We start from the raw sequence: 15,367 nt of genomic DNA, 5'->3' as shown, positions 1-15,367 counted from the left end.
CTCCCTCACCCTCCCTGAGTTCTGCGAGGTCTTTGCTGCTTTCACCGAGGGAGTCCGCCGCCGAGGGCAGGCTGAACCCGGGGACAAGACCATGTACGATACCCTCCTTCCTGCCCTTGAGGCCCTCAAGAAAGCCAAGGAAGAAGGGAAATCCTTGAAAGAGGCCCTTGAGAGTGCCATCCGTGCTGCTCGAGAGGGGATGGAGTCCACGAAAGGTATGCTTGCCAAAAGGGGTCGTTCGAGCCGTCTTGGAGAGCGGAGCATCGGCCACATCGACCCTGGGGCAGCCTCGAGCTACTTCATCATTGAGGCGTGGTTTAGGGCACTTGCAGGAGTTTGACTTCTCGTGGAGGGATTGGTAGTATACCTTCAAAAGCGAGAACTTTTTCGCTTTAAGGGGGGTGGTATTACAGAGAAAACTGTTCGAACTGTTCGTACTCTCATTCTTTTTTCGGAAGGAGGTTTACTATGAGGGGAAAGCACTGGTTGGTTGTGGTTTTGGTTGCTCTTCTGGTGTGGGGATGTGTGGCCGGTGTCTCCGCGGCCGAGAAAAAGAAGCTCACCTTTGCCTGGATTCCGAAAGCCCTCAATAACCCCGTTTTCGAGCTCGGTCGAGATGGAGCCTTTGCCAAAGCGAAAGAACTCTCCGAGACTACCGAGTACGAAGTTGAGGTTCTCTACGTAGGTTCAGTAGCCTCTGACGCGGCAGAGCAGGTTCGAGTGGTTGAAGATGTTATCGCCCGGGGTGTGGATGGTATTGGTATCTCTTGCAACGATCCCGATGCGCTTGTGGATGTTATTAACAAAGCGGTGGATGCGGGGATTCCAGTAATGACCTGGGACGCAGACGCGCCAAATAGTAAGCGCTTCACGTACCTTGGGGTGAGTAACTACGATGGAGGGAAGGCAGCTGCTGAACTCCTCATCCGGTACATGGGCGAGAAAGGAAAAGTCGCACTCCTTACCGGTGTTCCTGGGGCCTTTAACCTGGAGGAGCGAATCCGAGGTTTCAAGGACGTTATAAAGAATTACCCAGGGATTGAGATTGTGACCACCGTTGCCTGCTACGACGACATTAACCTCGGCGTCCAGGTTGTAGAGGAGACCATGCAGGCGTACCCCGATCTCACCGGCTGGTTCTTTGTGGGGCTTTGGCCTCTCTTTGCAGAACGGGGGTCCATGCCTCTCTGGGAAGAAGCGGCAAAATCCGGTCGCGTCAAAACAGTCGCTTTTGATACACTCCCTGTGGAGCTTGAGTACCTCAAGGAGGGACTTCTCTGTGGCTTGGTCGGGCAGAAGTACTGGGGCTGGGGATACGACACCATCCAGATGCTCTTTGACTACGTTGTGAACAAAAAAGAATTCCCCTCCTGGACGGACTCGGGTATGGACATCGTTACCATCCATAACGTCGATGCCATGATCGAAGCATGGGAAAAGAAGGACTTCACCAAGCCTCTCCCGCCACCCTTCCCCGAGGAATAAGGGGAAAACACCCTGGGTCTTTGGCCCAGGGTGTTTTCGTTCAGACTTCTTTGGGGGGATGAGACATGGAGGCCCGTGGACGAGAGGAATCCGCTCGTTACGTAGAGCCAGGTTTTGTACTCCGCTTTGCCCGGAACCAGCTTGCCGCCCTTTTGACCATCCTTGGGGGCATGGTTGTCCTTCTGAGTCTCCTGACGAGTACTTTTCTCACTGCGAATAACATCTTCAACGTCCTGCGAGCCTTCTCCTGGATTGCCATAGCCTCCTTTGGCCAGTCGATTGTCATCATTGGGGGAGGCATTGATCTCTCCGCTGGGTCGAACATGGCCTTCGCGGGTATTATTACTGCCATGCTTCTTGTGGCGGGGCACAATGTGACGCTTTCGGTTCTTGCGGGACTTTTTGTGACCTTGGGGATTGGCTTTTTAAATGGCCTTATGGTGAGCAAGACCAAGCTCCCTCCTTTTATTGCCACTCTGGGAACGATGAGCATTATTCGAGGTTTTTGCTATGGCATGACCCAGGGCTGGCCTATTCGGAATCTTCCTCGGTCTTTCATGGTTCTGGGGCAGGCCGATCTCTGGCGAGTACCTCTTCCGGCTGTGGTGATGATTGCCCTTGCTGTGCTCTGTGCGGTGCTCCTTGAGAAGACAAAACTCGGGTACCATATCTACGCAGTCGGGGGTAACGAGTACGCAGCATCGCTTGCAGGCATCAATACTGGTAGGGTGAAGAATATTGCCTTTACCCTTTCGGGTCTTTTCGCCGGTATTGGAGGCCTTCTTATGACGGCTCGACTTGGGGTTGCGGCGCCTACGGCAGCGCAGGGGTATGAGCTCGATATCATTGCTGCAGCAGTGATTGGAGGTATCAGCTTAACTGGTGGTGAGGGAAGTGTCTGGGGAGCCCTCATCGGCGCGGCCATTATGCAGATTTTGCGAAATGCCCTGGTTCTTATGGGCTTTCCTGCCTACTGGCAGCCTGCCGCCATTGGAGCCGTAATTATCGGTGCGGTAATGATTGATATGTACCGCAAGCGCAAAGTGTGACTCTTGGGGGTGGGATGGTGGAAGCACCTATTCTGAGTCTCCGAGGAGTGAGCAAGTACTTCGGGGGCGTTCATGCTCTGGAGGACGTGGATTTCGATGTGTACCCTCAAGAGATTGTGGCCCTTGTGGGTGACAATGGAGCCGGGAAGTCGACTTTGGTCAAGATCATTGCTGGGGTTCACCGACCGACGAAGGGGCAAATTTTCTTCTTTGGGCAGCCTGTGGAAATCCACAGCCCTCGGGATGCTCAGTCCTTGGGAATCGAAATCGTGTACCAGGAACTTGCGCTCATTGAGACCCGGGATGTGCCGGCAAACTTTTTCTTAGGACGTGAACCCGTTAAGGGGAGGTTGGGTATTTTCGTTGACCGAAAGAAAATGGTTGAAGACACGGTACGTACTCTGGAGGAACTTGGCATCGAGTTACCGCACTTGCGAACCCCTGTGCGGTACCTTTCTGGGGGGCAGAGGCAAGCCTTGGCCATTGGCCGTGTCATGCCGTGGGGTGGAAAAATCATCATCATGGACGAGCCGACAGCTGCCTTGGGGGTCAAGGAGTCCCGTCGCGTGCTCGATCTCATCCTGCGGCTTAAGGAAAAAGGGTGTTCCGTTATCGTCATAAGCCACAACATGCGTCACGTGTTCAACGTAGCCGATCGCATCGTGGTGCTCAGAGGAGGTCGGAAGGTCGGGGACAAGAAAAAGTCCGAAACGACACCAGATGAAATCGTGAAGCTCATCGTCGGGGCGGACATGCTGTAGGAGGGTGAGGTGCGCCGCCGGGCAGCGGTACTCAAGGTCATCAGATTTGCAGGTTTTGCCCTCCTCTTTTTCCTTTTCCAGCTCCGCAACCCTTACCTCTCAGCATACTTTTCCTCTCTGTACACCATTGAGGAAGCCACAATCACCCAGTGGATGCTCCCCTCTGGGGAGTTTGAGGTCCACGAGCGGATTGTCTATCGAATGCGAAAGCCTTTCCGGGGTGTATTCCGGGAGATTCCCCCTTCTCGGTACGTGGAAATTGAGGATGTCCGTCTTTCGGTGGAGGAAATAACCCCAGAGTACATCGAATGGCTTGAAAGGACAGACCGGGGTTTCTCCGCCCGGGTTTGGCTCGTTCCTTTTGGAAGTGCACTGCGTCTTGACCCAAGGAACACCCCGAGAGTCACCCTCAACGTGTGGTACCGGGCAAGGTACGTTTTCGAGAACGGTCCTTCCATCGCTCAAGTTTTCCGCCAATTCTGGGGAGAGTGGAATTCCTGGGCTTCCAACGTGCGAGGAATCTTCGAATTTCCCGAAGAAGTACGTGTTACTGAGGTTTTCACCCACCCCCGTCTCCGGGTTGAGAGAGAAGGAAATCACTACACCGTTTCAGCAAGCCATCTCCCTCCAAGGGCTATCGCTGAGGTCCGTTTCGTGGCCCAGCCAATTCCGGAACTCCCCTATGCTGCTTTCAACCCCCTTCTGACCCTTGAGGACATCGAGAGGGAAGAGGCGAAGTACCATTCTGCCGTTAGAAGGGCCTTAGGCTTTTCCTTTGGGCTCTTCGGTTTTTTCGTTCTCCTCCTTATCCTCGTATACCTTTTCTTTGGTCGAGAGCCGAAGGTACCCTACCTCCGAGAGTACGAAGAGGAGCCTCCCACCGATGACCCTCCAGATGTGGTCAATGCCATCGTGAAAAGCCTCGGGGGAACCGTGGACGAGGATGGCATTGCCGCTGTTCTTCTCCACCTCTACCACCTCGACCTTGTAGATTTCGCAGAAGATGGCCAAGCTATCATTCTCAAGGTGGAAGAGGCTCCAAAAGACCTTCCTGAAACTGAAAGGGCATTCTTCGATCTCCTTGTCCGCTTTGCCGAAAACGGAGAATTCCGCTTTGGGAATTTGCAAGAGAAGCTTGAGCGATCCCTTGCTGAAGCCCGAAGTTTCAACGTCGCTTTCTCGACGTACCGGAAGGAAGTTGGTAGGGAACTCCTCCGTCGGAAGTATCTGAAAATGACGGGAAATGTGCTTGCAAAACTCTTCGCCTTTTTCATGATTCTTGGATCTTTACCTGTGGTGAGCCTTGGCTCTTTACCCACCACGGTTCACTTCTTGCCCCTTTTTACCGTGCTCTCGGGAGCAACCTTTTTCATCGGGGTTTCGGTACTTTTGGCCCGGCAGGACCTTTTCGGGCGCTGGACAAAGGAGGGACGTCTCTTCTATCTCCGTTGGATGAGCTTTGCCCGCTTCCTTGAGGAGTACTCCCTCATCGCCGAACGCCCACCTCAGGCGGTTATCCTCTGGGAGAAGTATCTCATTTACGCCACGGCATTGGGTCTTGGAAGGACAGTTCTCGAGCACCTTCGTCGCCTCATTCCCCACGAGGTTTGGGAAAGAGAAAGCCGGCATCCTTACTTCTACGGTCCGGCTGTATTTCTCCCCGGACAGAGTTTTACCCGCCTTTCCTATGTGGCAGCCGCGACGGTTGCCCAGGCAAGCTCTGGAGGGAAAGGAAGGGGATTCGGTGGCGGGGGCTTCGGCGGAGGTGCCGGGGGCTTTGGTGGCGGGTCCGGTGGGGGCCGGGGTGGAGCGTTCTGAATCCGGGCTTCTTGAGCCTTGCCGTTGACGATGGGGCAGGAATTGTGGAAGAATTCCGAGAAGGAGGTGAGGGGCTTGTACCCTTGGCACAATACTTTCCATATGGGACTTGTGCACTTCATGGCCTATCCGCAGGCAAGCTCGCGTGATGCAGTGTTGCAGACCGTTACTGAAGTTCTTACGGATGAATTCTTCCAGGCGATTGAGGTGAGTGCTCTCCTTGACTTGGAACTCTTGGAGGAAATAGGGAAGCTCTGCAAGGTCGCACGGGTGGAGCTCCTCCTCGGGGCGCAACCCCTTGTGCTCTCGCAAAAGCTCAACCTTAACGATTTCTCAAAAAGTGAACGAGAAAGGGCTATCAGAAGGCTCAAAGAGGCTATCGACAAGGCGTACTCTTGCGGTGCAAAGGCCATAAGTTTCCTTTCGGGGAAACGTCCAGAGAAGGGCAAAGAGGAAGAAGCCAAAAAACTCCTTGTGGAATCCCTTATTGACCTCTGCCGGTACGCCGAAAATCGGGCTAAAGACGCAGGGTACCTCTTGGGGGTGAATCTTGAGGTCTTCGATTACGCCGTTGATAAGGAGGCTCTCGTTGGTCCCGCACCTTTTGCCTTTGAGGTTGCCTCCCGTGTCCGGGTAGAGCACCAAAACTTTGGGCTTACCGTGGACCTATCCCACATACCCCTTCTTTTTGAGAATGCTTCCTATACCTTGACGCTTCTTGCACCTTTTGTGAACCACGTCCATATTGGGAATGCAGTCCTCGAAAAGGGGCATCCTGCTTACGGGGATCTCCATCCTCGCTTCGGGATTGAAGGTGGATGCAACGATGTTGACGAGGTGGCCGATTTCCTGCGAGTTCTCTTCCGCATCGGGTACTTTGAGAGGAAAGGGACAACCGAACGCCCGGTTATCTCTTTTGAGGTGAAGCCTCTCCCTGGGGAAGACCCTCGCTTGGTGGTAGCCAATGCCAAAAGGACTTTTCTTGCCGCCTGGAATCGAGTATGCTCCTTAGGGAGGTTGGGAGAATGAGAAGGCCGAACGTATTCGTCACCCGGAGGATTCCCGAAGAAGGCCTCAGGATCGTTGCGGAATACTGTGAGATGGAGGTGAGCGACTTCGACGGCGTGCTCCCCAAAGAAATTCTCCTTGAGAAGGTTCGAGGTCGAGATGGGATTCTCTGCCTCCTTACTGACACCATTGACCGTGAGGTTATGGAGGCGGCAGGACCAAATCTCAAGGTCATCGCCAACTATGCCGTTGGGTACAACAATATCGACGTTGAGGAGGCCACCCGCCGGGGCATTATGGTCACGAATACTCCTGGGGTTCTCACCGAGACTACTGCCGATCTTGCCTGGGCTCTCTTGATGAGCATTGCCCGGCGTATCGTGGAAGCGGATAAATTCGTTCGGGCGGGGAAGTTCCGAGGATGGGAGCCGATGCTTTTTCTTGGAACCGATGTGTATGGGGCAACTCTTGGCATTGTAGGCTTTGGCCGTATTGGTCAGGCGGTGGCAAGAAGAGCCCAGGGTTTCAACATGCGAGTCCTCTACTATGACCTTGTACGAGCTCCTTTCCACGTTGAGAGGGAACTCAAGGCAGAGTTCCGGTCTCTTCCTGAGCTCTTGCAGGAAGCGGATTTTGTGAGCATTCATGTCCCCTTGACCAGAGATACGTACCACCTCATTGGGGAGAAAGAACTCCAGATGATGAAAAGAGAGGCCTACCTCATCAACACTGCCCGAGGGCCCATAGTGGACGAGAAGGCTCTTGTGCGGGCGCTCAAGGAGGGGTGGATTCGAGGGGCAGCTCTTGATGTCTTTGAGAACGAACCAAAAGTGGAGCCAGAACTCTTAGAGCTCGACAACGTGGTTCTTGCTCCGCACATTGGCTCTGCTTCGTACGCTACCCGGACGAGAATGGCCGTTATGGCTGCGGAGAACCTGGTGCGGGCTCTCCAGGGAGAGGTTCCCCCAAACCTCGTGAACCCTGAGGTGCTCAAGAGTTGAAGCGCATCGTCATTTGTCCCGATTCCTTTAAGGGTAGCCTTGAGAGCCCAAAGGTGAGTGAAGCAATCAAACGGGGACTTCTCCGAGCAAATCCCGCTTTTGAGATTTTTACAAAGCCCATGGCCGATGGGGGTGAGGGAACTGTTGCAGCGGTTGTCCTTGCCGCAGGAGGAGAGGTAATTCCCCTTGAGGTGACGGGTCCTCTCTGGGAAAGAGTGCGGGTTCAGGTTGGCCTTCTTCCCGATGGGACCTGTGTGCTTGAGCTTGCGCAAGCTGCAGGCCTTCCCCTTGTCCCTCCCGAAAAGCGTAACCCCCGCCTGACCACGACGTACGGTGTGGGAGAGATGCTCCGCTTTGCCTTGGAGAAGGGATACCGGAGAATTGTCCTTGGCGTTGGGGGAAGCGCGACTTGCGATGGAGGAATGGGGGCTCTTGCTGCCTTAGGAGTTAAGTTTTTGGACCACGAGGGGAAGGAACTCGAAGGTATCGGAGAAAATCTGCCGAAAATTGCATCCCTCGATACGAGTGGATTCCTCCGTCCCCCTGAGGGCACCGAGATTCTCATAGCCACTGATGTCACCAATCCTCTCTATGGTCCCTTGGGGGCTGCGTACGTCTATGGACCGCAGAAAGGTGCAGGACCAGAAGATGTTGCCTACCTTGACGAAGGTTTGCGCCACCTGGCAAGGGTCATAGAGCGCCACCTTGGGGTACGGGTTGACGAGCTCCCTGGAGGCGGGGCTGCAGGAGGAATTGCGGCTGGACTCTTTGCCTTCCTCGGGGCACGAATTGTCCCGGGGGTTCGGCTCATCGCAGAGCTCACAGGACTTGAAAAGGCGATTGCCGGAGCGGACCTTATCGTGACTGGGGAGGGTAGGGTTGACCGGCAGACGTTCTTCGGGAAAGTCGTCGCTGGAGTAGCGGAAATCTGTCGGAAGCACCGCAAGCCCCTTGTGGTTCTTGCGGGGAAAATCCTCTGGGGTGAACTCCCGGAACTTCCTGAAGGAATTGCTGGTGTTTTCTCTATCCTCGATGGGCCCATGACCGAAAGGGAAGCTATAGAACGCGCAGAAGTCCTTGTGGAGCGGGTAGCCTATTCCTTAGGGAGGTTCCTCATTTTCCAGGGTTTTCGCTCCTCAGAGTGACAGGGTTCATAGCCGCGCCCGGAGAAACCCGCGCCTTGATCCTGCACACCGTGCAGATGTCACCGCTTGTCGGCTCTCCACAAAGCCCACATTCTTTGGGAAGCGTCTCCTCTTTCTCTTCCTTCAAAAATCCCTTGGTGAGGTTTCGGGCTACCGAAAGGGCAAAGTCTGGGCGAACTTCCTCGATTCTGCGCAGGATTTCGGTCCAGGGGTCTTTCCGAAGGAAAAAGGAGCACATGGTGCAGCCGGCAACAACAATCCCCTGGAACTTCGTGTACGCGTAGTTCTCTTTTTCAAGGCAGAGGAAAAGGGGGCGAACCCGGGCAACGACTTTGGAGTGTGTTGCGGGAGTGAGGGGTTTGAGCTTCGCAAGCCAAAGAAAGCACTCTCTATCCCCAGAGACCCAGGCTTTCATCTTGTCCCCTATGCATTCCTCTACTCCTTGCTTTTCCCCGATTTTTTAGCGCTCCTGCATTAATGTCCAGATGTAGCCTCGGAGCAAATTATCCCATTTGCCGAAGAAAATTCGCGAATAAGATTGAAAAATTGCCTAATAAAGCTATGATAATTACGGAATATATGTTGACAATGTACGAATCAACTTGGTAAACTTAGTAAACTTAGAATACAAGATGGTAAGGGTACAACTGAAGTGTGGTCTAAATAGGGGGTGATTAGGAGGATTTTAAAACTTGTGTCTGCTTCTTGATGGGGGTATCTGTGGGATTTGGTGATTTTAGTAGGGAATTAGGCGATACCAAGCTCAAAGGAGGGAATAGGGCGTGAGGGAGAGGACCTTAGTCCTAATAATGGTTGTGGTATTGCCTCTGCTGGGGCTAGTACCGGTTCTAGCTGCAGATAAGATTCTTGCCGTTAGCGGGTTGACCGTAGAGAACCTGGTTAATCCTTTGGGTATTGACACTCCGATTCCGCGCTTTCGTTGGGTTGTTGAGGCAAATTACAATGGCGCCCGACAAGTAGCTTATGAAATAAGGGTTTCTTCTGCTGAGTCCCTGTCAGGCGATATCTGGTCAAGTGGACGCGTTGAGTCGACCGATCCTTGGGCAGAGTACGGTGGAAAGCCATTACAATCGCGAAAACGTTACTACTGGGCAGTACGTGTTTGGAACGAGGATGGTAAACCGTCGGAGTGGAGTGAAATTAGCTGGTTTGAAACAGCTTTCCTTGATCCAGACGAGTTTCAGGGAAAGTGGATCTCCCGTGGTGATGATCGAGAACCTGAGATATTATTGCGCAAAGAGTTCTCGCTTGGAAACAAAGAGATAGCTTCTGCACGGATCTACATTGCGGTTACTGGAATATACAAACTCTTCGTTAATGGCCTGCGAATAGGAGACAGAGAGCTTGATCCTGCATATACGAACCCCGATAAAACAGTTATGTATGTTACCCATGATGTAACGAAGCTATTGCGTCCGGGGGAAGCTAATGTTATTGGTGTCAGCTTAGGGAATGCAAGGTTTCCTGGTCAACGGAGACTCAAGCTACAACTCGATGTCACCTATGTCGATGGCACTCAGGACTCGATCGTGAGCGATGAAACCTGGAAAGTGGCTGACGGTCCCACCCTGAAAAGTTCAGTAACAGAAGGTGAGGTCTACGACGCGCGTCTTGAACAACCAGGCTGGAATGCACCAGGTTTCGACGATTCTGAATGGAGCAATGTGGCAATTGTGGAGGCTCCAAAAGGTCGCCTTAAGGCTCAGACTTCTCCGCCAATCAGGGTTACTGGGGAGTTGCCCACCCCAGTGGTGAAAAAGTTACCTGGTGGGAGCATCATTTACGACTTTCAAACTACCAGGGCTGGGTGGGCAACTATTACTGTGAAGGGTCCCCGCGGTGCAGAAATTCGCATTAAGTATGGCGAGAAGCTAAATGACGACGGTACTGTTCATCTCGGTCCAACAATTCCAGGATTTCCAAGACCAGAAATCCAGTCCTACACCTATGTTTTGCGTGGCGAGGGGGAAGAGAGTTTTACTCCTAGCTATAGCTATTGTGGCTATCGCTATGTGCAAATTGATGCTCCTGAGGGTGTAGAGATTCTCCGTGTTGTGGGTAAAACAGTACATGCCGATGTGCCTGCAACTGGCGACTTTAGTTGTTCTAACGAGCTTTTCAACCGTTATCATAGAGCAATGCAGGCTTCTGTGCTCAGTAACCTCCATTGGTTTCCCACTGACACACCAATGTATGAGAAAGCTGGCTGGACCGGAGATGGCCATATCTATTGCGACAATGCACTTCTCAATTTTGACAGCGAGAACTTCTGGGAAAAATGGATGTGCGATCACCGAGATTATCAGGCAGAAAACGGGTTGCTTCCAGTTGCTTTGCCAGATCCGAGGGAACCACAGGAAGAGCCCGTATGGACCTATAGTTACATTGGGGTTAATTGGGCTCTTTACTGGAGGCGTGGTAATGTGCGGACTCTCCGTGAGCACTACGATGGCATGAAGCGCTGGATGGAATATTACATGAAGCTCGTTGAATCCACGGACTACATCTACGAGGGGTTTACCTATGGCGACCATGAGGCTGCTGAGGGAGCACCGAATCGTCCCGAAAATGCAATTTTCCCCCGAGCGCAAGACAACAAGTTGCTTGGTACTCTCTTCATTTACGATGCTGCTTCCAAGTTAGCAGAGATCGCTCGGGTATTGGGCAAAGTGGACGACTCGCGGAAATTTGAAGAATTCGCCAAAAAAGTGCGCGAAGCATACAATGCCAAATTTTACGATCCGGACAGTGGGGCATACTATGATCGCTCCATAGGCTCTGGTTCCTACTCACAGGCTGTTAATGCAGTGGCACTCGCTTTTGGAGTAGTTCCAGAAGGAGAAAGACAAAAGGTCTTCGACAGGTTGGCTTATGATGTAGACAGGACTTGGGATGGACACGTATCCGTAGGCGCAGTGGGAGTTAAATTCATCCTTCCAATGCTAACCGAAGGTGGCTATGCTGAGTTGGCGTATAAAGCGGCTACCACTCCTACTTATCCTGGCTGGGGCTGGTGGTTCCAGAGCCTTCATGGGTTGGATACCGGCTCTGAGACAATAATAGTTGATACTATGTGGGAGGCATGGCGTTGGTTCCTTTCTCAGTCTGTAATAGATTCTTCGCGTTCCCACAATCACGCATTTCGCGGCGTGATTGATGATTGGCTCTACGAGTATGTAGCCGGTATTAGACCGGCCGCTCCAGCCTATCGAAAGATCGTGGTTAAACCTCATTTAATCGGGGATCTAAACTACGTATCAGCATACATTACTACACCTCTTGGCAGGGTGAGTTCTGAGTGGAAAATCAATGGCGCGATTTTGCAGTTAAAAGTCCATATTCCGGTAAGTGCTACTGCCGAAATCTGGGTACCTGTTGAAAAAGGAGCTTCTGTTAGTGAGAGAGGCGGGGCCAAGCTTGTGAGGTATCAGGAAGGTTACGCAGTGTATGAAGTCGGTTCAGGGGATTATATTTTCTGGACTCCGCGTGATGTAAGTAGACAAACTTTGTAGGAGATTTAATCCCTGCCTGCCACCTGCAGGTGGCAGGCAGGGATTAAGGAAAAGGAGGAGTAGCGATGAGGAAGCATCTCTTTGTGCTGTTAGCTGGGGTGTTGTTTTTTGTAAGTATCGGGATAAGTACTCCTTTGCTTGCCAGAGCCAAAGGGAACGTTTTGGAAGGATTTCTAAACCCGAGTCGCGACGAACGTCCTATGGTTCGCATGTGGTTTCCCGATGCTGGTGCCGGTTTAGATGAATATGACACAATTGAGAAGCAGATTCTGGAACTTGCAAGGGCTGGTTTCGGTGGCGTAGAGGTTGCTATGCTTGCAGATGGGAGCGAACTTACCAACGAAGAAGTAAGGATTGTCGGGTGGGGTACAGAGGCCTGGAGGGAATTGCTTAAGAAAGTATTAAGGGCAGCCAAAAAAGTAGAAGGCGGATTCAGGGTAGACATTACAATCACTGCTCACTGGCCGGCAATTGTCAGTTGCATTGATCCAAATGATGATGCCGCTTCTCAGGAACTTTCATACTCTTATGTCAAAGTAACTCCGGAAGATTTGCAGAATACTTCTTATGTCCTTCCGCTACCAGAGAAGAAGTTGTTCGATGGAAAGAACGCACCCTTCATTTTTGTTGATAAACTCGTCTCCGCTGCTCTCGTAAAAGTCATGGGAAAGAAAGAAATTGTCGAAGAGGAACCTCAACCCTTCCTACCCTTCATGCCCGCAAAGAAACAAAAATTTGAATACGTTCTTGACTTCGATTCTATTATCCCGTTAACTGACGTCGTACAGATTTACGGTCACGCTGCAGGAGTTCCAGACAAGGAAGCGCTACAAAAGTACTACGGTGATTCCGGTACTACCTACGATGACGTAGTAAAACTCTTTGGAGAAGAACCTGCTCCGGATGCAGATCTTTCTGGCAGTTTTAACGGAAAGATGGATTCAAAAGGTAATCGGGCAAGAATGGCCGATGTGCAATACTACTATCAGGTTGATCTCTCTAAGTATGCCGCTTTACTGAGCGGCTATACACCGAGCAAGGGCGACGACATTAAACCTGGTGATTGGATTTTAGTCAGCGTATACCGTCGTGGTACTGGGCAAGTACAGTCTGGACCCGGTTCGGTTTTAATGTATGGTCGTACTTACTGCGTCGACTACTTCGACGAAAGCGGAGCGCAAGCAATCATCTACACCTGGGAGAAGAATGTATTAGATGGGGAACTCCGAGAGTTACTTAAGGAAAACAAGGGTTCCATTTTTGAAGATTCTATAGAGGTCTCCACCTCGAGTTCGCTGTGGTCGCATGACTTACTCGAGGAGCTGAGAGATGATTACCCCTTCAAACAACAAATGCCCTTGGTTGTGGCGCTTGGACCCTCCTCTTTTGACAGAAAGGAATTAGCCGATAGGATAAAGGAAGACTACGAACAGCTTTTGGGCCATCTTTATAACACTCAACATCTGGAACCTCTCAAGAAATGGGCCTCGACGTTTTCCTATACTTACCGCGCACAGGCATATGGGCTTGAAGGGGTTGACGAGTCTTTCTCGGCCACTGTTGTTGATATTCCAGAAGGTGATAATGGAACAAAGGGAGATGGGCTACGTCGACTCTTCGGTAGCGTAAACGTGGCTAACAAGGAGTTTCTGTCCATGGAAGCTATCACGGGATGGGACAACCTAAGGGTAAACTGGGCAGATATCATAGCAGAATTGAACCAGAACTATTCCCACGGCGTCAATCGAGCAATTTTGCACGGTAGCCCTTACAACAAGACCTGGAATGGCTACCAAGCAGATTGGCCAGGATGGCTAGCTTTTAGCATGCTATTTGGTCCTTTTGCCGAGAATCCCAGATTTTTTGCGGATACCTACCACTATAGGCAAATATACTGGGAAGACATGCCCCTTTTAGGGAACTACATGGCAAGGGTACAGTCTATTCTTCAGAGAGGAACTCCCAAAATCGACCTTGCTGTTATCTCTTCGAGTCAATCGGGTAACTCTCTACAGTTGCTTTTAGATCACGGTTACTCCTACAACATCCTTAGCGATGCTTTGATAACTGGATTGGAGAATGTCATGGTATCAAACGGCAGATTGTGTGAAAGCGGCCCCGCCTACAAAGCTCTAATTTTACATGATGTTTCCAAGGTATCAGCCGATGCAGTGCGAAAGCTGATTGAATTCGCAAAAAGCGGTTTACCCATTATATTACTGAATTCTGAGCTAGAGACTGTTCCTGGTACATGGAAGACAGGAAACAGCGACTCGGAAATGAAAGCCCTCTTTGCCCAGCTTAAAACCTTACCAGGAGTTTATGCTGCCTTTTCGGAGAAGGAAGTCTTAAACATACTTGAGAGGTTATCAATTTTCCCAGACGCTTCCTACCACCAGCCTCAGTTGGAGGCCACACATTACGTCGACGAAAAGACTGGATCGGATTACTACTATCTGTACAACAACACTTACCCTGAGAACCTTGGCATGATTATGACTCCAAGTCACGCTAGTAATTTTAAGAGTGGCAAGGCCATTGAGACCGTCGTAACCCTAAAGGGCAGCGGCAAACCATACATTCTTGATGCATGGACAGGAAAAATCACCCCTATCGTTGAGTACAGGAGACGTGGCGATGAAGTGGTTTCCGTAGAAATCTCTCTGAGCGCTGGCGAAGCAATAATTGTTGGACTTCTAAAAGAAGAAGATGTTAAGTTTTGGAGCTCGCTAAGTGGCCTCAGGGCTCCAGACATGCAGGTAGTTGGCAAAACAGGAGGCGAAGTTCGTTACGAGAATGGCAAAGTTCTGTTCCGCTGCAATGAACCGGGTACCTACGCAGTAGTTTTTTCTGACGGAAGTGTGCGGTCGTTTACTGCCCAGAAAATGTTGAACAAATTTGATCTAAGCAATCTTTCTTGGAGCTTGGAACTCAAGAGTTTCGGCCCAGATAGGTCCGAAGAGAATATCCAGGACCCTATTGTACCTCCTGAAGTACTGAATACTGCGAACAAGTATACTCTCTACAAAGACCCAAGCACCCATAAAGTAACAACATTAAAATTTGAAAACATAAAACTATGCAGTTGGAAAGATCTGCCAGCAACAAGAGAGCAACTTGATGTACTGGGTGTCGAGTCTATGGAATACGTCTCTGGAATTGGCTACTACGCTGCGACTTTCACCCTGCCTGAAGAATGGACAAGTGCCGAAGGTAAGGTAGGCGCAATTCTCGAGCTCAAATACAGCCAGGATCAAGTGACGGAAATTGCTGTTAACGGGCATGTCATAAAAGCCGTCAACTGCATTTCCGACAAAGTGGACATCGGTGACTATCTTGTGTCTGGTGAAAACACAATAACGATAAAGCTCTGCTCCACTTTGTACAATAGAGCCCGCAGGGAATACTCTCTGTATAGAGGTTTGAAGACTTCTTACAACGAGACGGGCTTGTTGTCAGTGGTGTTGCATCCATACTTTCAGTTTGAAGTTACAGAGTAGGCAGTCTTTTAGCGAAAAAGTGCTCCCCTCATTCAGGGGAGCACTTTTTCGCTAAAGTACTCACCCC

General features: G+C 51.1%; 11 protein-coding genes and 1 pseudogene (1 of these 12 cut by a window edge). 11 read left to right on the top strand and 1 reads right to left on the bottom strand.

The features are described 5' to 3' along the window. The 9 genes and pseudogenes from H5U36_02315 to H5U36_02275 form a co-directional block, all read left to right on the top strand. A pseudogene (locus H5U36_02315) lies at positions 1-158 on the top strand (DAK2 domain-containing protein); it begins 298 nt to the left of the window's first position. Beyond that, positions 92-340: a dihydroxyacetone kinase subunit L gene (locus H5U36_02310; GenBank protein ID MBC7217010.1), complete on the top strand. Its 249-nt coding sequence runs from the start codon at positions 92-94 to the stop codon at positions 338-340. The pseudogene H5U36_02315 and the gene H5U36_02310 overlap by 67 nt, the downstream one beginning before the upstream one ends. A 128-nt stretch (positions 341-468) precedes the next feature. Continuing rightward, on the top strand, positions 469-1,485 hold the full coding sequence (locus H5U36_02305; GenBank protein MBC7217009.1) for a sugar-binding protein: 1,017 nt from the start codon (positions 469-471) through the stop codon (positions 1,483-1,485). Between the two features lie 65 nt (positions 1,486-1,550). Further along, complete coding sequence (locus H5U36_02300; GenBank protein MBC7217008.1) at positions 1,551-2,534, top strand: ABC transporter permease; 984 nt, start codon at positions 1,551-1,553, stop codon at positions 2,532-2,534. Positions 2,535-2,548: 14 nt separating this feature from the next. Then, positions 2,549-3,295, top strand: a complete 747-nt coding sequence (locus H5U36_02295; protein MBC7217007.1) for a sugar ABC transporter ATP-binding protein — start codon at positions 2,549-2,551, stop codon at positions 3,293-3,295. Between the two features lie 9 nt (positions 3,296-3,304). Further along, on the top strand, positions 3,305-5,113 hold the full coding sequence (locus H5U36_02290; protein MBC7217006.1) for a DUF2207 domain-containing protein: 1,809 nt from the start codon (positions 3,305-3,307) through the stop codon (positions 5,111-5,113). Positions 5,114-5,188: 75 nt separating this feature from the next. After that, a complete protein-coding gene (locus H5U36_02285) occupies positions 5,189-6,142 on the top strand; it encodes a TIM barrel protein (GenBank protein MBC7217005.1) in 954 nt (317 codons plus the stop codon). Next, positions 6,139-7,122, top strand: a complete 984-nt coding sequence (locus H5U36_02280) for a D-glycerate dehydrogenase (GenBank protein MBC7217004.1) — start codon at positions 6,139-6,141, stop codon at positions 7,120-7,122. The genes H5U36_02285 and H5U36_02280 overlap by 4 nt, the downstream gene beginning before the upstream one ends. Further along, positions 7,119-8,267 carry a glycerate kinase gene (locus tag H5U36_02275; protein MBC7217003.1) on the top strand — a complete coding sequence of 383 codons (1,149 nt, stop codon included), beginning with the start codon at positions 7,119-7,121 and terminating at the stop codon, positions 8,265-8,267. The genes H5U36_02280 and H5U36_02275 overlap by 4 nt, the downstream gene beginning before the upstream one ends. Here H5U36_02275 and H5U36_02270 read toward each other — a convergent pair. Beyond that, entirely contained in the window at positions 8,236-8,682 is a 447-nt protein-coding gene (locus H5U36_02270; GenBank protein MBC7217002.1) for a hypothetical protein, read from the bottom strand. The genes H5U36_02275 and H5U36_02270 overlap by 32 nt on opposite strands. 367 nt (positions 8,683-9,049) lie before the next feature. Between H5U36_02270 and H5U36_02265 the strand changes: the two genes are divergently transcribed. Both H5U36_02265 and H5U36_02260 read left to right on the top strand, forming a co-directional pair. Next, positions 9,050-11,800: a family 78 glycoside hydrolase catalytic domain gene (locus tag H5U36_02265; protein ID MBC7217001.1), complete on the top strand. Its 2,751-nt coding sequence runs from the start codon at positions 9,050-9,052 to the stop codon at positions 11,798-11,800. Between the two features lie 65 nt (positions 11,801-11,865). After that, positions 11,866-15,300 carry a hypothetical protein gene (locus H5U36_02260; protein MBC7217000.1) on the top strand — a complete coding sequence of 1,145 codons (3,435 nt, stop codon included), beginning with the start codon at positions 11,866-11,868 and terminating at the stop codon, positions 15,298-15,300. Positions 15,301-15,367: the final 67 nt, after the last annotated feature.

It is taken from the genome of Candidatus Caldatribacterium sp. (genome assembly GCA_014359405.1).
Lineage (GTDB): Bacteria > Atribacterota > Atribacteria > Atribacterales > Caldatribacteriaceae > Caldatribacterium > Caldatribacterium oleiphilum.
This window is presented reverse-complemented; position numbering and strand designations above follow the sequence as displayed.

Coding starts and splice junctions, on each gene's coding strand:
- H5U36_02305 (MBC7217009.1), top strand. CDS start 469: ATGAGGGGAAAGCACTGGTTGGTTGTGGTTTTGGTTGCTCTTCTGGTG.
- H5U36_02270 (MBC7217002.1), bottom strand. CDS start 8,682: ATGAAAGCCTGGGTCTCTGGGGATAGAGAGTGCTTTCTTTGGCTTGCG.
- H5U36_02295 (MBC7217007.1), top strand. CDS start 2,549: ATGGTGGAAGCACCTATTCTGAGTCTCCGAGGAGTGAGCAAGTACTTC.
- H5U36_02310 (MBC7217010.1), top strand. CDS start 92: ATGTACGATACCCTCCTTCCTGCCCTTGAGGCCCTCAAGAAAGCCAAG.
- H5U36_02280 (MBC7217004.1), top strand. CDS start 6,139: ATGAGAAGGCCGAACGTATTCGTCACCCGGAGGATTCCCGAAGAAGGC.
- H5U36_02260 (MBC7217000.1), top strand. CDS start 11,866: ATGAGGAAGCATCTCTTTGTGCTGTTAGCTGGGGTGTTGTTTTTTGTA.
- H5U36_02300 (MBC7217008.1), top strand. CDS start 1,551: ATGGAGGCCCGTGGACGAGAGGAATCCGCTCGTTACGTAGAGCCAGGT.